The following is a 21,333-nucleotide window of genomic DNA, read 5'->3' as shown; positions in this document are numbered from 1 at the left end:
CGAAGAAAGGATTACAGCATGAGATATTACACACATCTAACCTTTGCATATGCCTCGACTATGGCGCTAACCGAAGTCGGTACCTCTCCCGTTGATCTCACAGTCACATCCGCCGCTATTGGGCTTGGGATTGGCGCACTTGCTCCCGATATTGATGAAACTCGCTCATGGCTTGGACGACGTTTACCTATTTTATCTACTATCGTAAAAGCGTTATTCGGCCATCGTGGCCTTACGCACTCTGGACTTATTGTGGGACTTGCTACGTTTGGGATTGTTACCTCTCCTTCGCCATTTCTCGTTGCTTTTTGTCTCGGGGTTATTCTACATATTGTTGGCGACTTATTTTCACATGGTGGTATTCCGCTCTTTTATCCATTTGTGCGTAAACGTACGACGATCCCTCTTTATAGAACGGGTTCTCTTGTGGAGATTTTAATCTTTATGGCAACTGCTGCTTATATACTATGGTGCCTTGTTGGCTAGCAACCTTTAACTCGTATTTTCTGTCCGAAAGATCTTAACTTAGAAGCTTTATCATCCCTAAGCTAAATAGCACGATGAAAGGAAGTATCTCTTTGTAGTGCTGTAGTTTAGGGTTTTGATAGGACATAGCGAGGCCTAATATGAAGGCGCTCCCGACAAGTACGCCGCCCGCAATTGATAAAAATCCTGCGAAATTCCCAATCGCGAGGCCGTAGCCCACGTTGTCGATATTCATTAAAATAAATACTTTAAAGGTTAAAGACTTTGCTAATGCTTCCTCTCGTAAAAGCTGGTACACGCTCATAATGAGTAGCAAGGCGCCTGCGAGCTTTTGGAATACAACGGAAGGCACAACGCCTCCGATCAATTCTCCGATCCAGAGGGAGAAAAACAGCATGATACATGTGCCAAGTGCTAGCAACACGACTTGGTATAGAGGCACATACAGCCGTTTTGTCCCAATGACTAGCCCCCAAATCACCCCATCCAATGCAAGGAAAATGAGCAGAATCGATCCTTCAATCATGCATCCCACCTCCTAACTCGTCTCTATCTAACACCTATGCCTTGTCTTCTAGTTTCATGTATAGATAACTAGGGAAGAGGGGATTAGTTAGACAGAAAGGGGGCCTCCATATGGGAATGGTCTTATTTACACCAAGACTAAGACTTGTAACCGTCACACATGACCTCCTCCCGATGTTTAGGCAACAGCACTATTTCCCCCCACATATAGAGATGCACCTGCAGGATTTAGACAAGGATCCGAAGCTACTCAGCTTTGGCCCATGGGTTATAATCGAGAAGGAATCGGGAAGTATTGCCGGAGATATCGGATATAAAGGAAAGCCAGATCAGTGGAAGACCGTAGAGATTGGCTATGGCATTAGGCAAGACTTCCAACACAATGGGTATGCAACAGAGGCGCTTAAGCGAATGATGCGCTATACCTTTATCGAAAAAAAGCTACATCGTTTAAACGCAGAATGCCGCATTGATAATTACGCATCCATCCGCGTTTTGCAAAAAGCGAGAATGCTAAAAGAAATGGAGCACCTACAGATGATTCACTGGTGCTTAACGAGAAAGCAATATGAAAAAGTGGAGAAGGATGAAGCAGTCTCTACTACTTATCCTCCCAAAAAGTAAATTTTTTTGTCGAACTTACAGACCGCACCCTACTCGGGACGGTCTTTTTGTAATGGTTATTACAATCTAATAACAAAAACTCGTCAATTTGTCTCATAAAAATCTATATAAATCTATGATAGTCTTTCACCAGACAAAAATTTGGAATGGGGAGAGATGTGGGACATTATGAAGTATGTGGTAAGTATGATGTTAATTCTTTTAGCAGTTTTATGGGCACCTCAGTCTGTCGGCGCTTTAGCTGACATTGCCGATGAGGAAGTGGAGATTCACCGATTGATGGATCAAGGAATTATTGGAGGATATCCAGACGGATATTTCCACCCTAATCGAGATGTAACGCGCGCAGAGGCTGCGACGATGCTTGTTCGGGCGTTACATCTACAGGGAACAGCAGATTCTTTCGATGATACTGATGGTCATTTCGCAGAGGCATCGGTTCGAACAGCAACGCAAGCTGGTTTAATTGGGGGACACGCTGACGGAACCTTCCGTCCGAATGATGCTCTGTCTCGTGGACAGATGGCTGCGATTTTAAACCGCGGCTTTACGTTTGATCGTGATATCGTGCATTTTACAGACGTTGATGCAAGCAACATGTTTTACGACGATATTATCGCGCTTGCTTCAAGCGGTGTGACACAAGGTTATCCAGATGGTACCTTCCAAACGAATCAATCGATCACCCGCGGTGAATTCTCACTCATGCTAGCACGAGCAATGTTTGAAGAGTATCGCCCGGATACGGATTCTGTGAACGTCGATAACGCAATTGGAACAGGCGTAGTCGTCAATTCACCAACGCTTAACGTGCGTCCGGATCCATCTACAAACAATCCGGCTATCGGTCGATTAGCTAATGGCGATGCGATTCATGTACACGAGACAACGGGCAACTGGGCCTTGATTTCTTCGGGCGAAACTCGGGGGTATGTCTCGCAAAGCTATATCATGGTTGATTATCAACACCATGCAAGTCCACTTTATGGACAAACAATTGTGATCGATCCAGGACATGGAGGTCGTGACCCTGGAGCAGTAGCAAACGGTCTCCAGGAGAAAGAAATCGTATTGGACGTTAGTCTTCGGTTAGAAGAAATGCTTCGTGAAGGTGGAGCCAACGTTATCATGACACGTCGTTCCGATTGGTACCCATCTTTATCAGATAGGGTCGCGCAAGCCAACAGCGCCAATGCAGATGTGTTTGTGAGTGTGCATACGAATGCTGCTGGCTCAACTGCCGCTCGAGGCACTGAAACATTTTATAGCACTACTTATTGGGCAGGTAATAGTCGTAAGCTAGCCGAAAGCTTGCAGTCTAGTATGCTAGAAAAGCTTAGTACAGTTGATCGTGGGGTAAAAACCGCAAACTTTCAGGTGATTCGCCAAACAGAGATGCCAAGTGCATTAGTCGAGCTTGGATTTAAGACGAATGCTGCAGAGGCAGAGCGCATGAAAACGGATGCGTTCCGTCAGGCTTCTGCGGATGCGTTGTACGAAGGGTTAGTGAATTATTTTGACTAAAAAGTGTGTATAAGAGCAAAAGACTAGGCGCATGTCGCCTAGTCTTCTTTTATGTGAATGAATGGCCGAGCTGGTAGACATATTGGTGATGCTCCGTTTATCAACGTTAGACGCAATTTGTTGTTGACCGCTGCAGTCTCGCGGTTGATCGTTACTTCTTCTTTATTAATCGCACCGACCTCGTTATTAATCGCACCCCTCTCACTATTAACCGCACCTTGCTCCCCATACAAAAACCAGGCACCTAACTCCGATGCCTGGTCTCCTAACGTTTATTCTTTGTCTTCGTCTTCGCCGACGACTTTTGCTTCAAGCTCTAGTTCAACGCCGAATTCTTCTTTTACTTTTTTACGGACCATATCAATCGTTGCAAGATAGTCAGATGCCGTCGCTTCGCCTTTATTGACGATAAAGCCTGCGTGTTTTGTTGATACTTCCGCATCACCTACCCCCTTACCTTGCAGACCACTGTCTTGAATCAGCTTTCCTGCAAAGTAGCCCGGTGGACGTTTAAATACGCTTCCGACAGATGGATATTCGAGTGGTTGCTTAGACTCGCGCTGGAAGGTGAGTTCCTCCATCTTTTCTCTAATCGTATTTTCGTCCCCAGGAGCAAGTTTAAAGGTTGCCTCTAGCACGATATAGCCTTTTTTACTGATAATACTTGTGCGATAGCCAAGCTCTAAGTCATCGCGTGCGATCGTCAGTAGCTCACCCTCTGGCGTCACCACTTTGACGTGATCAATGACGTCCTTCACCTCGCCGCCATAAGCGCCGGCATTCATTACCATCGCGCCGCCGATTGTACCGGGAATCCCACATGCAAATTCAAGTCCAGTTAAGTGGTGCGTTAGAGCAAGGCGTGAAGCGGCCTTGATATCTGCGCCACCTTGCGCAATTAACAGGTCACCCTCTACGCGGAGAGATTCCAAGTGGGTAAACTGCATGACAATGCCACGCACTCCCCCGTCGCGCACAATTAAATTCGATCCATTGCCAAGCAGAATAAACGGAATGTTGTGCTCATGCTTAATACGCATGATCTCCGTTACCTGCTCAAATGTTTTAGGGGTCACAAAGATATCTGCGATTCCACCCATTTTTGTCATCGTGTGGCGAGACATTGGCTCGTTCTCTTTAACAAGCTCTCCGCCACAAATTGATACAAGTTGTTCATATATGTTTTTCATCATGTTAAATCCCTCATTAGCCATATTAGTCACACGTCTAGCTCTTCCTATTCTAAACAATTATCCGCCATTTGCAAATAGCCACTTGACTTATATCTATTCAATCTGCCCTATGACGTGCTAAGTCCTACCTTTTTAAGAAAAGAGGGAAAGACTCCTATATATAGTAACAAACTATCTCGTCTTTACGAACAAATGCACTTACCCCTTCTACAATTGTGATACAAAAGCTTTTATTCTACTTCATTCGACCAAATTCAGAGAGTTTTGTCCGTAATTGGTATGCGGGATAGATGTAGTGTGCTAGGATGAGAGGAAAGAGGAGCTGATGAAAATGTCGAAAAATGAGGCGCTGGCACCCTATTCTATGTATGCTATCACTGCCAAGCTGTTTACATGTATAGAACTAGAAACGCGTCAAGCATTTGGAGATGCAGTAACGCCCCTTCTAGCAAGAGGCGTAGCAAACGTTGGACACTCAGAGATGAAAGCAATCGCCAATATTGCTTCCCTAGAAAAAGAAGTGCACAGACTTCATGCATACATCCCTAGTCAGGTTGAGCCTTCCAGTCACTTAACAAAAAACCATACAGTTTACGCATGGATGGCAAAACTATTTGCCTCCATTTCAAAAGAAGTCGTGACAGTTTACGGTGAACAAGGACAGGACGCCATTCGACAAGGTGTTTATACATTTGGTCATTCACGTGGCCAAGGAATTGCCAAAAGAGCCGCGCACCTAGGCCTCCCTAACACAATTGAACACTATCTTTCCAATTACGATATGGAACGTAGTGACTTATTTGAGGTCGAGACCAGCTTCCATCCAAATGAAATTGAACAGACCTTCACCGTATGTCCATTCGGACAACAGTGGAAGGAGGATGGCACAGGAGAATACGGTATCTTGTATTGCCAGGTCATCGATCCTGCGATTGCAAAGGGTTATAACGAAGATTTTACCGTTGTTCATGATGAATACGTGTTAAAGGAAGGACAATGTCACTTCCGCTTTTCGTTACCTAAATCAAACTAATTGAGGTGTTTGCTTCATGTATACGGTTTTCTCAACATTTCTTGTCCCAGACCATAAAGCCGACGAAGTGATTGGACTCTATCAAAAAAGATCACGTAGAGTAGATAAAGCTCCTGGCTTCCTAGACTTCCTTCTTCTTCAAAACGAAAAGAAACCCGGAGAAATTACTGTCCAGCTTTTTTTCACAGATAAAGATAGCTATCTGACTTGGGTCCGCAGCAGTGAATTTAAACGCATTCACGAGCTCGAAAAAAAGTACCCCGATCAAGAGCTCGCAAATATCGTTCCCAAAGTCACGCAACACCAAGTGGTGGCACGATGAAGGTCGATATCAACACGCACCATCTACTTGAAGACGTGACTGCACGCATTTACGAGCGCGATCCTTCTTTAGTAGAAAAGTATGGTGAAGCAGGTAAGCAAAAGTGCTACGAAGATAACCAGCACCATCTAAAACAGCTCCACGCAGCCTATACGATTGATGACGCGACGATGTTTGTCGATTATAGCGTCTGGCTCGATGAGATTTTGCGCAAGCACGGTATGTCGACGCAGCATTTGGTTGATAACTTTGAGATTCTGATTGAATCCCTTACGCAAAATAGCGTAGGCTTCGAGCTCCCGCGAGCAAACGCGTATAGAAGCTATTTGCTTGAGGCGATTGCAAGGCTTGAGCGAGAATAATTAATAATTTGAGAGGGCCTACCACTTCAACTATAGTATGCCCTCTCTTACTTAACTACGTTATCTATCCTTCATATTCCACTATATTCCCATGAAAAGCAGATTGATAAATCTCTCGTATCTCCCTTTCGTGTAATGGAAGGGGACTGCGAGCTAACAGTCGTTTTTGCTTTACCCCATCCATTGTCAAGCTATCTAGTGCAGATTCAGGAATATTAAACTCCCCTAGTGTTTTTGGAATGCCTACATCATTCACCAATTGCTTAAGCTCTGCCACGCAGCGCTTTGATGCTTCATCTATCGATAGACCGTGGGCCTCGGGCTTCATTGCGTAATAGATAGTAGCCATTCGCTCCTCACAGCTTTTGCGAATATAACCCATTACATAAGGCAGAAGTACCGCGTTTGACTCTCCATGGGATAAATGAAACTGACCACCTAACGGATATGCTAACGCATGGACTCCAGCCACTCCAGCATTAAAAAAGGCGAGTCCTGCCATGTAGCTACCGTAGCTCATATCTGTGCGAGCCTGTTCGTCCTTCCCATTCTTAACCGCCGCTCGGATCGATTTTGAGATAAGGCGAATCGCTTCTAGTGCAAGTCCGTCTGTTGTAGGACTAGCATGAATAGAAAGGTAGCCCTCGATAGCGTGAGTTAAGGCGTCCACGCCTGTTGCCGCTGTAACACGTGGCGGCACAGTAAGAGTCAGCATTGGATCAATAATTGCTACATCTGCAATTAAATAATCGTGAGTAACGACATCCTTCGTCGTTTCGAGTGAGAATACAGCAATATTAGTCACCTCTGAGCCTGTCCCTGAGGTAGTTGGAATGAGTAGCTTTGGAAGGCCCTTTTCCCTTACAGCTTTAGATCCTGTTAAGTTTAAATAGTCTTTCACATCACCTTTGTGATGTGCCATCACAGCGGCTAGTTTAGCTAAATCAAGCGCGCTTCCACCACCTAAACCAATAATAAGATCAAATTCCTCTTGCCGTACAAACGTTACAAGTTTTTCACCCTTAGCAATCGGAGGCTCTGGAACGACATCACTATATGTTGTAATGTCAAAGCCAGCTTCTTTAAGTGGCTTTGTTACATGGGTAGTAAGTTTTAACTCCTCGAGCATTGGGTCTGTAACAAGTAAAATAGATGTAGCACCTAGACGAGTTACTTCTGGCACAAGATGCTTTAAAGATCCAAGCCCAGTAAAACTTAAAGGTGGGAGTACAATTTTTTCGACAGTCATTCTTTATGTCCCCCCTTTACATAGCTACTCATAGTAGCCTTCCGTTGATTTACGAAACTGCTTAAATTGATTGGCATCATGACCAAACCAGACATCTGATTTTGTTTCGTGTGCGAGTTTACGAATTTTTTCTACTGCGTTTGAATATCCGAGCGAATCGTAAATGATGCCAGGCGGTTTAATTGGTGGTCCAAAGCTTTCGGCCGTATAGATCGCGTCAGAGGCAAGTATAATGCCGCCTGTGTCTGGCATATCAATGTGAAGACCAATCATGCCCCATGCATGACCACTCCCAAAATTTAATACTCGAATTCCCTCCGCTAATAGTAGGTTATCCTCTGTTCGTTTAATTTGACGCCACTGAAGGTTATTTTTAATCCAAGCATCAATATCTGCCCAAACGTAGGCGCCCTCTTTTGCATTATTAGCATACGTTTTTAACGTCCCACTAAGCTCATCTTCATGAACGATAATCGTCGCATTCGTAAATAGCTCTAAGCATCCTGCATGATCTAGATGTAAATGCGAGGCAACCACATATTTTATATCCTCAGGCCTGACATCGAGCTGCTCAAGTCGGTTGTGTAAATAGCACTCCTCTTCCATTTGAATCGGAAACATTTTTTGCGTTATTTGACCCCAACGTCCATCCGCCCCCATCGAATTCGGATTACAAGCCGTATCAAATAAAATCTTCCCTTCCGGATGATCAATTAGCACTGTGTATACCGGGAACTCCACAAACTCGGTTGGTGCATTTGGATTATCAATTGTTGCAGGGTTGTGCATTGCAATCATCCAACTCTTGTCCATCTTCATTCGACCATTATCCATGACATAGAGCTTCGGTCTTGCCTTATTAATGTTTACCATTGCATGCCCTCCTTCAATTTATCGTTCAGGTTTTCATATACTTTTAATGCAAGTAACGTGCCAACTCGACAAATACCTTTCTACTAAGGAAAGTCAACTTGTTATTTTTGTCAATTGGTGATAAAATTCACCATAATAATGTAAGCGCATTCATTTCATCCACAAATTATACTGGTGAACATTCTCACCAGTTGGTTCAAATACTCACCACTTAGGGGGTGCTCTTTTTGCAACGAGTAATTCCATACGAGAAAACGATTGAATTTTCGACGGATGGTATCTATGTTGTCGATGGGCAAGGCATTACGCTTTATGTCAATACTGCCTATGAAGAAATCACTGGGTACGCTAGAAATGAGCTCGTTGGGCGCCACATGCGCGAGCTCATTAACGCTGGCTACTTTGATCAGTCCGTTTCCCTTCACGTATTAGAGCGCAAACAGCAAGTAACTATTTTACAAAAAATCGGTCAGCAACAAAAAGATGTCATGGTAACTGGTAATCCTATTTTTGATGATCACAATAACATTCAGCTCGTTGTCACAAGTGTTCGCGATATTACGCAACTTACTCGCATGACAAACGAATTAAAACGTGAGCGCAGTCGTGCCAAAATGAATCGACATATGTATACGTTTACGCTAAATAAAGAGCACACTTTTTTCCTCAGCCCACAGATGAATCAGCTTATTGAGACGATCGAACGGATTGCGGATTTCCCAACGAGCGTGCTACTACTAGGTCCAACCGGCGCTGGCAAAGAGGTGTTAGCCAACCTCATCCATAGCTCAAGTTCGCGTAAAGATAACCCCTTCATTAAAATTAACTGTGGCGCGATTCCGGAGAATTTGATTGAATCCGAGCTGTTTGGCTATTCGCGCGGTGCCTTCAGCGGCGCAAGTAGTGATGGCAAAATAGGTTTACTTGAGCTAGCTGATGGTGGGACCGTACTACTCGATGAAGTAGCAGAGCTTCCCCTAGCTGTTCAGGTGAAGCTATTGCGCGTTTTGCAAGATAAACATATACAAAGACTTGGAAGTGTAAAGTCACGTAAAGTTGATATCAGGCTGATCTCCGCCACAAACAAGCCGTTGCGTAAGCTTGTTGAAGAAGGTCGGTTTCGAGAAGATCTCTACTATCGACTTCAAGTGATCGAGCTTATCATCCCACCATTACGAGAGCGAAGCGAAGACTTGCTCGCTCTCATCGACTACTTTTTTGACTATTACGTAAGACAATACAGCATCCAAAAGATGATGGATCCAGCAACTAAGCTCTTGCTCCTAAACTATCACTGGCCGGGCAACGTACGTGAGCTTAAAAATGTGATTGAGAGTATGGTTGTCTCCGTCCCCGCAACAACTATTGAGCCCGACGATCTACCTCGTCATTTAAAAAACATTGGAATAAATGCTTCTACTATGTCTCTTAAAGAGCAGCTTAACGAGGTTGAAAAACGCATCGTTTATAAAGCACTAGAGGATCACCCATCTCTCCGTCAAGCAGCCAAGCAGTTAGGAATCGATCACTCGACGCTTATAAAGAAATTACAAAAGTGGGAAAGTTGTTAATTGAATAGACACTTAAAGACTGGGACAGTCTGTAACGCTCCTGTCCCAGCCTTAAGTGATCAATTTGCCTTTCAGTTTGCCCGACAAAGCCTGCTTCCTACGAGCTACAAGTAACTATTTTTCACAGGTCCGCTGATTTGACCACAAGACTCGAAGCAGCTGATCTAGAAATCTACTACTCTTCTACCACCGAGAGTGGAAATGTCGCACTCACCACATATTGGCCAGCATCCACAATTTCAGAAATTTTTAAATCAACACAATGGCTACATAGCAAATATGCATCCTTTGAATCTAGGTCGTATTCCGTCGATAAATGACTAACCATGCTAGTGATGGCTTCCTGCGAAGCCTTGTACAGATCTGGCCCTATGCCCGTCGTCCCGTAAAAACCTTTATCTGCGACAAGCGGCGTCAATGGTCCTGCAGTTTGGAACTGTGGACTCGGTATCGACTTGTTTTTAATTAAGCGGAATGTAAGTGTCGATTCCATCGGGCACTCAAGCGCCGAGACACAGACTTCTCCGTCGCCCTGTGCCGCGTGTCCATCTCCACAGCTAAATAGCGCGCCCTTCACCTGCACCGGTAAATAAAGTTTCGTTCCAATTGTCAGCTGGCGCGTGTCGAGGTTTCCTCCAAACTTTCCTGGAGGCATGATCGCTTGTCCATCCGCATCTGCAGGCGAGACGCCCATCGTCCCTAAAAATGGCTCGATCGGAACCTTTATGTTCTCCGAAAAGTGGATATACTTACTATCAGTCAGATCAAACGTACGTAAATAGGCGTCAGGAAATTCTTCGGCAAGTAATCCGAGCCCTGGCAAAATCGCTGTCCAGCCCCAACTACCTGGCTTTAGATCCACAATTTCGACTTCCAATGTGTCACCTAGCTCAGCACCTTCAATAGCGACAGGTCCCGCAAGTGGATAAACGCGCTCCCAATCTAGTGAGCCTATATCCTCCGTTTTTGAGTCTATACTAAACTGACCGTCCGTCACATCCTCCGTATCAAAAATAACCGTGTCTCCGCTTTTAATCGTTATAATAGGCTGAGGATCTTTTGCCCACGTAAAATGTTTTTTATCGTTTGGAAAATGATGCGTTGTCGTCATATAGAACCCTCCAATTTGATTAAATATTCTAACAATTACAATCATAACGATAATTGTGGAAAAAGGAAACAGTATTCATCTGGACCTCTCCACCAATAACAAAAACGAAAATAAAAAACGACAGCTGGCTACCACTGTCGTTTTTTCCTAAGCTCTCAGGCTTAGTCATCTATATAAAGCTTCTCATCAATCAGAAGCGAGCTTTGCTTAATAATCAACGTGTAGCACTTCGCCAGTGAACGCATCGACGTAGACATCTGCATCATCATCGCTCCACTCCACTTCCACCTCATAATACACGTGACCATTCTCTCGCTCTAAATCGATATCGTCGACCTTCCCTTTCCCAACATGATTCACTGCAATTTCTTTCGCCTGCTCGTGAGAAATCATGGTAGGTTCTGTTGCATGAGAGGAAGACTGCTCATTTTCTTGAACTTGGTTGCTTTCGCTTCCTTTATTCTGCTCTTGATTGTTAGTCTGAGTTGCGTTATTCGCTGATAAGAGGTACGGACGAATATCGTCTTCTACCTTGATTACCTCCCCAGTCATTGCATCGATATAGACATCGCCATCTTCGTCACGAAGCTCTACTTCAAGCTCGTAATAGTACTGTTCACCGCGTCTCTCAAGCTCTCGATCATCGATTTTCCCACCGTCAAAAAGATTAAGAGCAATAGATTCAGCCTCTTCTAATGAAATCGCCATCTCCTGTGCAAGTGGTGTACCAAGAAGGTTGTCATCTACTTTTACGATGTCACCTGTGTATGCATCCACATAAATTTCATAATCGTCGCCTTCAAAATCAAGCTCTACTTCATACACTAATCGTCCGTTTTCTGTATCGAGTTCAATTTCATCAAGCTGACCGTTTACGATTGTTTGTGCGATTTCGATTGCTTGCTCTTCTGTTAATCGTTCACCCTCAGCTGTTGGTTGCTCGTTTGATTGTTCGTTTGAGGTGCTTTGTGTTACAGCTTGTTCAGAGTTACTCGTGTTCGTGTTCGTGTTTGTGTCTACCTCCGCAGCTGGGAGTTCTGTTTCTTCTACGATAAGCTCTGGTGTAAGTGATGCTGTACGTGTTCCATCAGATGTTATAGCATATGCTGATGTACCTCCGATTACTGTAACTCCTACTAACGCTAAAATGGCTTTTCTCATTATAAAAATCTCCCTTCAGATTGTGGTTGTTTTTTGTTTGTTTTGCTTATGGTCTAACTATATCCTGTGAGAATGAAAGGACCCTTAAAGGAAAATGAGAAAACGATGAGAATTACATTTGTTTTTACTAATGTTGATGAATTAGGAGTAGGGTTGATCATGATTACAGTGATTATTTCTTATTATTGACCGTATTTCTTTTCTTATTGATCGCTCTTCCCTTCTTATTGACCACACGCCCTCGCTACCAACTGTCACTCCTTAACTAACGTAAAGCACTTCACCCACATCAAAAAGGCATCACCCAGTTTCCCAGATGATGCCTTCCACTATTTCCTACCTATTAATCTAACTTAACCGATAATACTTCTCCAGAATACGCATCGATAATAATATCGGCATCGACTCCCGTATCATCGTTTTCTATTTCTATTTCATAGACGAGTCTTCCATCCTTTTCTTCCAAATCGATGTCATCGACAACACCGGCAAACTCCGCTAATGCAATCTCGCGCGCCTGCGCCTCGTTTATCGGTTCGATCGGCTCTTCCTCCTCAGGATCCTCCGGAATGCGCTCCTGCGAAACCGTTAGAATATCACCAGATACCGCATCTATCTCTAAACGTATATGATGCTCGGCAGTCGTGGCCTCTACCTGATAATAAGCAAAACCGCTATCTTGATCAGCTAGATCCACCAATACGATGTCTTCCTCCCCGCTTATCTCCTCAGAAGCAATCTCCCTGACTTCATCAAGTGTGAGCCTCTCTGGCTCTTCTGGCTCTGTATCTTCCCAAGCAACTCCTGATGTCTCTGACGTTTGCTCAAAGGAGAGTATATCCCCACCAGCGCGATCCACTTGGACAACGTACTCACCCATTGGCGCAACTAGCGTGACTATAAACATATTCTCGTCTTGTCTAATCTCTTCAATTGTTCCTACATACCTTGCTTCTATGATGTCCCGGACATCTGACTCAGCCAGTGTTTCATCCGGTGATAAGAGCAAATACATGACAGCTGCTGTGGCGAAAATAAGGGCTAACGGCACGACCCACTGCATGATTCTCTTTTTCATTTTTTACCCCTCCGATTCTATGCGAGTAAACGCTACGCTAAACGTTGTCCCGCGTCCAACCTCACTCTTGACCGCAACTTCACCGTGATGCGCCTCAACAATTTTCTTGGCAATCGATAATCCAAGACCAGATCCGCCAGTTTTACGAGCACGGGCTTTATCAACACGATAAAAGCGGTCAAAAACAAACGGTATATCCTCTTCTGCAATGCCAATTCCAAAGTCCTCTACGTATACCGTCGCACGATCATTTTCAGAACGCACAAGTACACGCAGTCCATCTTCACTATATTTTAGCGCATTTTCAATTAGAATAAACGCAAGCTGCCTCAGCTGCAAGTCATTTCCTAAAATCCACGTCGGCTGATGAGGCACCTGCACGTCAATCTCTCGACTATAGGCTGTCCGAAGCTGAGACGCCGTCTCCGCAAATACGCGACCAACATCCACTCGCTCCATCGACATCGTCACCGTCTCATCACCCGAAGCAAGAGCCAGCATCTGATTCGTCATTTCCTTCATTCGAGCCGCCTCCGACGAAATCGCCGTCACCGCCTCTTCTAACACCTCCGGCTTCTCCTTGCCCCAGCGCTCTAAAAGTTGCGCATAGCTATTGATCACCGTAAGGGGCGTCTTCAATTCATGAGAAGCATCGGATACAAACTGCTGCTGCTTTTCATAGTTTTCTTCCAGTAACCGAATCATATGGTTAAAAGTCCGCCCCATATCAGATAGCTCGTCCTTTGCCTTCTCATCCACTTCAATTCGCTTAAACTTTTGCTCCTCGCGAATTTGATTCATCGTTGCTACAAGCGCATCAATCGGACGCAGTAGAAACTTGCCTAACGACTGGGCAGCGAGAAACGACGGAATTAAAATCACAATCGACGCCACAATCAAGATGAGTCTCAGTGTCCCTAACGTTTCCTCATAAAGCGTCATGGGCTCAATCATCTCAAGCGATGCGACCGTCCCATTCGTCCAGACGACCGGCACACGCGCAACCGCGTACTCTCTATCATCAACCGACGCAGTAGTCGTCTGCTCGCCACCCACCGGAGTCGTCTGGATCGCCTGCAGCTCCTGATTCTCGGACGCAACTGACACCAATACCTCCCCTTCTTGGTTAACCACGCGTACCATTCCCTCTCCAGCAACGTAGGCACGTAGGTAGCCGGCGGCATCGAAGTCAGGTGAGCTTGGCCGTACGGCCTCTACAACGGACCGTGCTTGGCTCAACGTTCGGTTAAGCTCCCCACTTAACATACTTTGTTGAAACACAAAGTAGATGGATACATTAACAACAACTAAAATTAACATCAGCATCCCAGTAGAAAAAAGGGTTATCCGACGTGACAGCTTCATGCTGTAGGCTCCTTCATCACATAGCCAACGCCTCTCACTGTCTGAATATACGCTTCCTCAAATGGCTTATCTATCTTTTGTCGAAGGTATCGGATATACACATCCACCACATTTGTTTCGCCAATATAATCAAATCCCCACACACGATCCAAGAGCTGCTCGCGCGTTAAGACGCGCTGTTTATTCTGGATCAAATACACAAGCAGATCAAACTCTCTTGGAGTTAAGTCTATTGCTTGCTCTTCGCGCTTCACTTCGTGACGATCGACGTTGACTTCAATATCCATGAAGGTTAATAACTCATCCTTTGGCTCTTCTTCTACAGGCTTTTGCGTCAGCTGACTACGTCTTACTAGTACACGAATGCGCGCCAATAACTCTTCGATCTCAAAAGGCTTTGTCATATAATCATCGGCCCCTTGATCAAGACCAGTTACTTTATCGACAATGGCATCCCTCGCCGTCAGCATCAATACTGGCGTCGTATTCTCCTCACGGCGAATACGTCTAAGAAGCTCCATACCACTAAGTCCTGGAAGCATGACGTCTAGAATAAAGAGGTGGAACTGTTGGTCTTTATCGGTCATGAGTTGCCATGCTTCGAGTCCGTCGTGGACGGTTGTCACTTGGTAGCCTTCGTATTCGAGCTCTAGTTTTACAACTCGTGCAATATTCACTTCGTCTTCTACGACTAAAATTGACATATTCTCCATTGTGTTCACCTACTTCGTGAAAGTGTCTTTATTATAGTTGGCTTTTTGGTGGTTGTATAGTCTTGGTGCTTTTGTAAAGCTCTTCGAGCTTCAATTGCTTAAATGCCAAACAGTTTAAATCTGCACTCCGAGCTGTCAGCCCTCCAGACACTCTACGACATCCATAGGGCCGGTCTTTGAGCTTCCTCGTCGGCAGGACTCGACTGTCGTCTCCTCCTAAGCGCCTCCTGTGGGATCTCAAAGACCTCTTTCCCCTATGGATTGTCTTCGAATGTCCTCCGGGTCTGCCAGCTCTCTGTTTGATTTAAAGAGTTCGATAGATAAAAAGCTTTAGTTCATAGATGTTTGGTTAATCAGAGGTAACTGTAATCAAATTGGAGAGGTTGGTGCTCAAATGAATGGCTGTGGTGCAAAATTCAGGTTGGTTTGTGCTAAAAAGCGAGCATGTTGTGCAAAAATGTAAATGAAATAGGAGATTAAAGTTCACCTCGAGTGGACAGTCTTTGTAGAGAAGACACCTTTAAATTAGAAAGCTATTTAGAATGCTAAAGTGAATTATTTAGTAATAGCAAAAGTTTGGTTATGGTCTTGAACAAAGCATTCTAAATTAATTGTTACCTTTTCAATTTGAAGCTCAAGAGGAGGCAGACTCAGAGAATGCCCGAAGACAATTAGTAGGAATAGGCAAGGACTAAGACCACGCAGAAGGGCGCTTAGAAGGAGACTACAGTCGACTTCTGCCCGACGAGTAGGCATAGACACTGACCCTACTAATGTCGTAGGGCGTTCGGAGAGCTGACTCCTCGAACCCTCATCATTTAGCAGAACTGAATGAAGCTAGTTAGCACTTTAGCAACTCAAGCTCGAAGAGCTGCATCCAATTAGTTAGCACTTAAGCAATCACGCTCTTAGCCCTTTTTAATCCATAAAAAAAGAGGAACGATGTCGTGTAAACACCGTTCCCCTTTGGTTCTCCGGAGCGTAGGCTGGAGTCTCCTAGAGGAGCACTTTCGCGTAGTGAAAATCCTTTTAACCGGCCACTGGACGGCTAAAATAGTTGAACAAGCTCCTCTGGAAAGCGCCAGCCGAGAGCGCAGGAGAACCGAAGGTTTTAGAATTTGAACTACATTATTAAGTAGCTTTTCCTCTACTGAGCCTTCTTGGCAAACGCCATATAAATCGACGGTACTAAAATGACAGTCAATACAGCCGAGAACATTAAACCTGCAATAATCGAAATCGCAAGTGGTACAAACAGCACGTCTCCACTAAATGCAACCGGGATTAAGGCTGCAATAGCCGTTAATGCCGTTAATAGGATTGGACGAAGTCGAACACGTCCTGCTTCGATAACTGCATCCTCTAGCTCGTAACCATCCTTACGTCGTTGCTTGATGAACTCAAGTAGAACAACCGAGTTACGTACAACGATCCCAGCTAAGGAGACGATACCCATCAAGGCGGTAAATCCTAGCCCCGTCTGAGTAATAAATAAACCGACTATCGCTCCTGATGCGGCAATGTGCACCGTAATCAAGATTAAGAAAGGAATCGTTAATGAGTAGAATTGGATCGCAAACAAAATATAAATTAAGAAGACAACAAAGATAAAGAGAATCGCAAGCTCAATAATAAAGTCGGAGCGCGCCTCCGTCTCTCCACCTAAACTTACCGTGTAGTCTTCGGAAATCTCGCTTGATACGCGGTCAGTAATTTCCTCAATGTTTGCTTCAAGCTCCGCTGCGTCTCCTTCTCCAGGGAAGACACGAACGACGACTGTACGCACGCCGTCTTCACGAAGAATTTGTGGAATCTCTTCTGTTTCTACTGGGTCCACAAGCTCTTCAAGTGTCACAATTTCTGGTGGACCTTCTGCTTGCGCTTGGCTAGGAATCTCAATCTGTGACAGGTCTAGCTCCTCACCCGCTTCGATTCGATCAAGTGTTAGCTGTAGATCAACCGATTCTTCGGCCGTTTGGAAGGTCATAAACGGAATGCCCTCTGTACGAAGACCAATCTGCTCACTAATGTCTGCTAGCGTCAACTGATTTTCCTCAAGAGCAGGACGGTTTGGCTCATAGACAATTGTCGGACGAAGCTGCCCGATATCATCACGAACTGTGCCGCTCTCTGGCAAGTCACCAATCTCAGACTGGAGCTCATTACTGATAGAGACAAGCTCCTCAATGTCCGGCCCCTGAAGTGTAATCGCGATCGGTGCACCGACTGGAGGTCCCGCCTCAATCGTCGAAAGCTCGACAACCGCATCCGGGTATTCCTCTTGAAGAGGACTCGTCCAACGATCGATCGTCTCCTCCGCCGACTGACTCTCGCGATCCACACGTAGCAAAATGCTACCCGTCGTCTCACCCGGGTTCTCTAGGCCATCCCCAAAGATCGGCGGCAGCCCACCGCCAGCATACACCGAGCTCTCATACACGAACTCATCTTGAGAAACCACGAAATCACGCATTGAAAGCAACGTCTGCTCCGTCTCGGCTATCGGAGTCCCCGCGGGTAACGTGACATCGATTGTTACTTCATCACGATCCGTGCTCGGGAAAAACTCCACCGGAATAAATGGAATGAGCGCATAAAAACTAAATGTTAACGCAAGACCAGCGATCGATACCTTCCACGGATTTTTGACTACCTTTCGTAGCACCGTGTGGCTGTACCAATCTGCAAGTGAATTAAATTGTTTACCAACAAGACCATCAGAATTTCCTCGACGCTTCTTCCCTTTCTTTCTCACCTGCTTCTTTCTTCTCCAAGTAAGGAAAATAGGAACGAACGTAAGTGCAATGATCGTTGATGCAATAATTGTTGAAATTAGCACGGTTGGTAAAGCACGAATAAAGTCCCCGTTGCCGCCTGAAATAAATACAAGTGGTAGGAAAGTAAACACAATCGCTAAGGTCGAAGTGATAATAGAAACACGCACTTCACGGCTACCTTCTAAAGCACCCTCGACTGGATTCATCCCTTCGCGATATTTATTGCGGATATTATCGCCTACTACAATGGCGTCATCAACCAAAATACCAAGTGCTATAATTAGTCCAATAATGGAAATTTGGTTTAAATCAACGCTTAAAAACGGTAGTGGGATTAACCCGATTAAAACTGACGACGGAATTGCTAAAGCGACGATTGCCGCTGACGAAATATTTAACCCTAATAGCGTTACGACGATAACCGACAGCACCGCAAGTCCAAAGGATAGAGACAGGTCTCCGATTACCTTTGTTACAATTGTTTCCTGCGTATAGAAGAGATCTAACGTGAACTCCTCAGGTAAATCTGTCGCGAGCGTCTGCATCCGCTCATCGACGCGATTGCCAAGGGCCGGAATATTCTCTCCAGGACCTGGGAAAATCGTGAAAGATAACGCTGGTGTGTCTTCAAACGTGACAATATCCTCAGGTGTCTCATTCTCAAGCTCTACAGTCGCAATGTCCTGCAAGTAAATAGAGTCTCCCTCTGGATTTAGCCCAATAAAGATATCTTCAATCTCTTCTGACGAAGCGAGCGTGGATAGCTCAAGCTGCACGTTTTGATTGGAAACCTCCTGCACACCTAGTGGCTGCGTTGCAAGCTCCCCTTCAATCCCATTAAAGACGTCAGGGATCTGCAGACCATTTCCAAACAGCTCTTCTGAATCGATATTGATCAATAGTCGCTGATCTGGGAATCCTTTCACGTCCGTTCGATCAACGCCAGGAATCGACTCAATTTCCTCCTGCCACTCGGCGATCTCGTCGCGGAGCTCGTATAGGTCGTCATGGCTATCCCCTAAAATATGATAGCTAGATAACCCACCTAATGCAGACGCCTGCGATACTTCAGGAGTAAGCGCTGCGTCTGGCAAGCTCCCAGACGTTTGTGTGACAGCTTGTTGGACCTCTGTAAACACTCGTGCTGAGTCAACACCATCCTCAAGCTCTAAGACAATGTTAGAAAATCCGGACGTCGAGACCGAATTGATTGCACTAATTCCTTCTATAGAATCGATCGCATTCTCAATAGGTACCGTTACCTGTTGCTCTACTTCTTCAGGAGCTCCACCTGGGTACGGTGTTGAAATCGTCCCTATATCAAATGTGAATTCAGGTATTTCGCGTTGTGGGAGCTGGAATAATGTTAAAGCTCCTACAATAGTCAAGATAAGCACAAACATCATCGTGATTTTTGGTCGCTTGATGACTGTATCAAACATGGTGATTCCCCCTCTTCATCTTCGTGACACTTGTGTCATTTTAATGCAAAAATATTATGCCTTAAGCCCTTGCATTAAGACATTAAAAACGTCGTTCGTCCATTCATCTTCGGAACGATTTGCGACTGGTACTTGAACAGTACTCATAATGATCGATACTAACGTTCCAAGCTGAACGTCCTGACGGATATTCCCTTTTCGTTGTTCTTCCTTTACCACTCCTTCTATCTTGTTACGCAGTTCTTCAAGCATAATAAACATTCGCTTCGCATTTTGTTCCACTTTCGGCGATGCTTTACGATCAATGTATGGCATGATTTGTAGCATTTGATGCATATTCGCATACTTTGCCCAAAGTCCCATCATTGCTCGTATCGGCTCCTCATGCTCGTGTACCGTATCCATTTTTGTTACTACCTGCTGGAGCATATGTAGCATAAAGTCTGTAACTAGCTCCTCTTTATTCGTGTAGTAATTATAAATGGTACTTCTAGCGACACCTAATTTCTCCGAAAGCGACTTGAAGTGAAATCCTGCATAGCCCGATTCTAAAATAAGCTCCTCCGTTGCAGTAAATATTTGAAGCTGATCAATTGTCTTATGTCGAGCCATGTCACCCAGTCCCCTTCTGGTGAATTTCTGCATATAGGTGTCTCTTCTCGGAAGATACCCCTATTCGGCAAAACTCTAACCTGTTTTTTAGTGTATACAAAAAATAAATTTTATTCTCTTTTTTTGCTCATCTCGGAAAAAAGTATTTATATATGTCCTATTATATTGTGCCTATTTTAAACCTGTTTGGCAAGAGTCATTTAGTCCTGATGAAAAGGTGAATTTATCTCCATCCTCCCCTTCCCGTTACCCCGCTAAATTAATAAAGCAAAATCATGCAGAGATGTTGCTTTAATCCGACTTACATGCTATGTTTTTTCTGTTAATCAATTCATGAAACAGGGGGATTTATTTAAATGAAACGACTATTACAGGCTAGCTCCGTTACCGCTGCTGCGCTCATGCTTGCGGCGTGTGGCTCAGATAACGACACAAACACGAACGATAACACGGCAGGTACAGACGATGCGGCATCTGCTGCTGAAGAAAGATGGAACGATATTCAAGAAGAAGGCGTTCTAGAAATCGCCACTTCCGGAACGCTCTTCCCAACTTCATACCGCGAAGAAGGCACCAATGAATTGACTGGATTTGAAGTTGAAATTGCTCGTGAAGCAGCGAGCAGACTCGATTTAGAAGTCGAGTTTACAGAGATGGGCTTTGACGGCATGCTTACATCCATTCAAAGCGGACAAGTAGACCTTGCTGTAAACGATATCGACATTAATGCACAGCGCGAACAGAGCTTTCTCTTCACAGAGCCGTATAAATTTTCTTATGGTAGCTTGATTGTACGCCCGGATGATCTCTCAGGAATTGAGTCATTAGAAGATCTAGAAGGAAAGCGCCACGGTGGAGCTGCAACAACGATCTACATGCAGATCTCCGAGTTCTACGGAGCGGAAGGCGTAACGTATGAGAACGTGACAAACGATACGTACCTTCGTGACATCGAAAACGGCCGTCTTGATACGGTCATGAATGACTTCTATCTTCAGTCGCTCGCAATCGAAGCGCTGCCTGAGATCGATGTTATCATTCACCCAGACTTATTCTACTACCCAAACAACCAAGCAATGATTATGAATCAAGAAAACACGGTGCTTCGTGATAACTTAAACGATGTACTTGCAGAAATGCTTGAAGACGGCACGATTACGGAGCTTTCTGAGCAATTCTTCGGTGGCCAAGATGTTTCCCAAGAGCCAGATATCGAATTTGATGATGATGGCGTAACATTCCCATTTGAGGAAGGTGCCGAAGAAGAAGGCGCGGAAAACGAAGAAGCAACAGAGAACGAATAAGGAAGGAG

At 44.8% G+C, this 21,333-nt stretch carries 20 protein-coding genes; 8 read left to right on the top strand and 12 right to left on the bottom strand.

Features of this window, described 5'->3' with window-relative positions:
* The first annotated feature begins 18 nt into the window (after window positions 1–18).
* The gene (locus tag FLK61_RS03645; protein ID WP_176008176.1) at window positions 19–486 is read left to right on the top strand and encodes a metal-dependent hydrolase; all 468 of its coding nucleotides are present in this window, start codon (window positions 19–21) and stop codon (window positions 484–486) included.
* Between the two features lie 34 nt (window positions 487–520).
* Here FLK61_RS03645 and FLK61_RS03640 read toward each other — a convergent pair whose 3' ends face one another.
* Window positions 521–1,012, bottom strand: coding sequence for a hypothetical protein (locus FLK61_RS03640; RefSeq protein ID WP_176008175.1), 492 nt, complete (start codon window positions 1,010–1,012; stop codon window positions 521–523).
* Between the two features lie 110 nt (window positions 1,013–1,122).
* Between FLK61_RS03640 and FLK61_RS03635 the strand changes: the two genes are divergently transcribed.
* Window positions 1,123–1,635, top strand: a complete 513-nt coding sequence (locus tag FLK61_RS03635; RefSeq protein WP_176008174.1) for a GNAT family N-acetyltransferase — start codon at window positions 1,123–1,125, stop codon at window positions 1,633–1,635.
* A 168-nt stretch (window positions 1,636–1,803) separates the two neighbouring features.
* The gene (locus FLK61_RS03630) at window positions 1,804–3,159 is read left to right on the top strand and encodes an N-acetylmuramoyl-L-alanine amidase (RefSeq protein ID WP_176008173.1); all 1,356 of its coding nucleotides are present in this window, start codon (window positions 1,804–1,806) and stop codon (window positions 3,157–3,159) included.
* Window positions 3,160–3,197: 38 nt separating this feature from the next.
* On the opposite strand, the gene FLK61_RS03625 is transcribed toward FLK61_RS03630, so the two are convergent.
* Together FLK61_RS03625 and murB are read right to left on the bottom strand one after the other, a co-directional pair.
* A complete protein-coding gene (locus FLK61_RS03625; RefSeq protein WP_176008172.1) occupies window positions 3,198–3,392 on the bottom strand; it encodes a hypothetical protein in 195 nt (64 codons plus the stop codon).
* Between the two features lie 39 nt (window positions 3,393–3,431).
* Window positions 3,432–4,352 carry a UDP-N-acetylmuramate dehydrogenase gene (gene murB, locus FLK61_RS03620; protein ID WP_176008171.1) on the bottom strand — a complete coding sequence of 307 codons (921 nt, stop codon included), beginning with the start codon at window positions 4,350–4,352 and terminating at the stop codon, window positions 3,432–3,434.
* 325 nt (window positions 4,353–4,677) lie between these two features.
* Here murB and FLK61_RS20025 point away from each other — a divergent pair, with 325 nt between their 5' ends.
* The 3 genes from FLK61_RS20025 to FLK61_RS03605 are packed head-to-tail and all read left to right on the top strand — an operon-like array spanning window position 4,678 to window position 6,069.
* Entirely contained in the window at window positions 4,678–5,385 is a 708-nt protein-coding gene (locus FLK61_RS20025; RefSeq protein WP_249777673.1) for an L-2-amino-thiazoline-4-carboxylic acid hydrolase, read from the top strand.
* A gap of 16 nt (window positions 5,386–5,401) precedes the next feature.
* Window positions 5,402–5,707 (top strand): antibiotic biosynthesis monooxygenase family protein, encoded by a 306-nt coding sequence (locus FLK61_RS03610; RefSeq protein ID WP_176008170.1) that lies wholly within the window; start codon window positions 5,402–5,404, stop codon window positions 5,705–5,707.
* Complete coding sequence (locus FLK61_RS03605) at window positions 5,704–6,069, top strand: globin family protein (RefSeq protein ID WP_249777672.1); 366 nt, start codon at window positions 5,704–5,706, stop codon at window positions 6,067–6,069. Before FLK61_RS03610 ends, FLK61_RS03605 begins: the two co-directional genes overlap by 4 nt.
* A gap of 64 nt (window positions 6,070–6,133) precedes the next feature.
* Here the strand turns inward: FLK61_RS03605 and FLK61_RS03600 are convergent, their stop codons facing one another.
* A complete protein-coding gene (locus FLK61_RS03600) occupies window positions 6,134–7,318 on the bottom strand; it encodes an iron-containing alcohol dehydrogenase (protein ID WP_176008169.1) in 1,185 nt (394 codons plus the stop codon).
* 24 nt (window positions 7,319–7,342) lie between these two features.
* The gene (gene ahlS / locus FLK61_RS03595; RefSeq protein WP_176008168.1) at window positions 7,343–8,191 is read right to left on the bottom strand and encodes an AhlS family quorum-quenching N-acyl homoserine lactonase; all 849 of its coding nucleotides are present in this window, start codon (window positions 8,189–8,191) and stop codon (window positions 7,343–7,345) included.
* Window positions 8,192–8,418: 227 nt separating this feature from the next.
* Between ahlS and FLK61_RS03590 the strand changes: the two genes are divergently transcribed.
* On the top strand, window positions 8,419–9,762 hold the full coding sequence (locus FLK61_RS03590; RefSeq protein ID WP_249777671.1) for a sigma-54 interaction domain-containing protein: 1,344 nt from the start codon (window positions 8,419–8,421) through the stop codon (window positions 9,760–9,762).
* Window positions 9,763–9,937: 175 nt separating this feature from the next.
* On the opposite strand, the gene FLK61_RS03585 is transcribed toward FLK61_RS03590, so the two are convergent.
* The 7 genes from FLK61_RS03585 to FLK61_RS03555 form a co-directional block, all read right to left on the bottom strand.
* Window positions 9,938–10,873, bottom strand: a complete 936-nt coding sequence (locus tag FLK61_RS03585; RefSeq protein WP_176008166.1) for an acetamidase/formamidase family protein — start codon at window positions 10,871–10,873, stop codon at window positions 9,938–9,940.
* A gap of 207 nt (window positions 10,874–11,080) precedes the next feature.
* Window positions 11,081–12,034, bottom strand: coding sequence for a PepSY domain-containing protein (locus FLK61_RS03580; protein ID WP_176008165.1), 954 nt, complete (start codon window positions 12,032–12,034; stop codon window positions 11,081–11,083).
* Window positions 12,035–12,377: 343 nt separating this feature from the next.
* Entirely contained in the window at window positions 12,378–13,112 is a 735-nt protein-coding gene (locus FLK61_RS03575) for a PepSY domain-containing protein (protein ID WP_176008164.1), read from the bottom strand.
* Window positions 13,113–13,115: 3 nt separating this feature from the next.
* Window positions 13,116–14,477, bottom strand: coding sequence for a HAMP domain-containing sensor histidine kinase (locus tag FLK61_RS03570; RefSeq protein WP_176008163.1), 1,362 nt, complete (start codon window positions 14,475–14,477; stop codon window positions 13,116–13,118).
* A complete protein-coding gene (locus FLK61_RS03565) occupies window positions 14,474–15,190 on the bottom strand; it encodes a response regulator transcription factor (protein WP_176008162.1) in 717 nt (238 codons plus the stop codon). The genes FLK61_RS03570 and FLK61_RS03565 overlap by 4 nt, the downstream gene beginning before the upstream one ends.
* 1,147 nt (window positions 15,191–16,337) lie before the next feature.
* A complete protein-coding gene (locus tag FLK61_RS03560) occupies window positions 16,338–19,409 on the bottom strand; it encodes an efflux RND transporter permease subunit (protein WP_176008161.1) in 3,072 nt (1,023 codons plus the stop codon).
* A gap of 54 nt (window positions 19,410–19,463) precedes the next feature.
* Window positions 19,464–20,021, bottom strand: coding sequence for a TetR/AcrR family transcriptional regulator (locus FLK61_RS03555; protein ID WP_176008160.1), 558 nt, complete (start codon window positions 20,019–20,021; stop codon window positions 19,464–19,466).
* A gap of 356 nt (window positions 20,022–20,377) precedes the next feature.
* Here FLK61_RS03555 and FLK61_RS03550 point away from each other — a divergent pair, with 356 nt between their 5' ends.
* Window positions 20,378–21,325 carry a transporter substrate-binding domain-containing protein gene (locus FLK61_RS03550; RefSeq protein WP_176008159.1) on the top strand — a complete coding sequence of 316 codons (948 nt, stop codon included), beginning with the start codon at window positions 20,378–20,380 and terminating at the stop codon, window positions 21,323–21,325.
* The last annotated feature ends 8 nt before the right edge of the window (window positions 21,326–21,333 follow it).

The sequence above is a fragment of the Paenalkalicoccus suaedae genome (genome assembly GCF_006965545.2).
Classification (GTDB): domain Bacteria; phylum Bacillota; class Bacilli; order Bacillales; family Salisediminibacteriaceae; genus Paenalkalicoccus; species Paenalkalicoccus suaedae.
The sequence above is the reverse complement of the archived record's forward strand: the minus strand, read 5'-3'. Positions and strand labels throughout refer to the sequence as shown.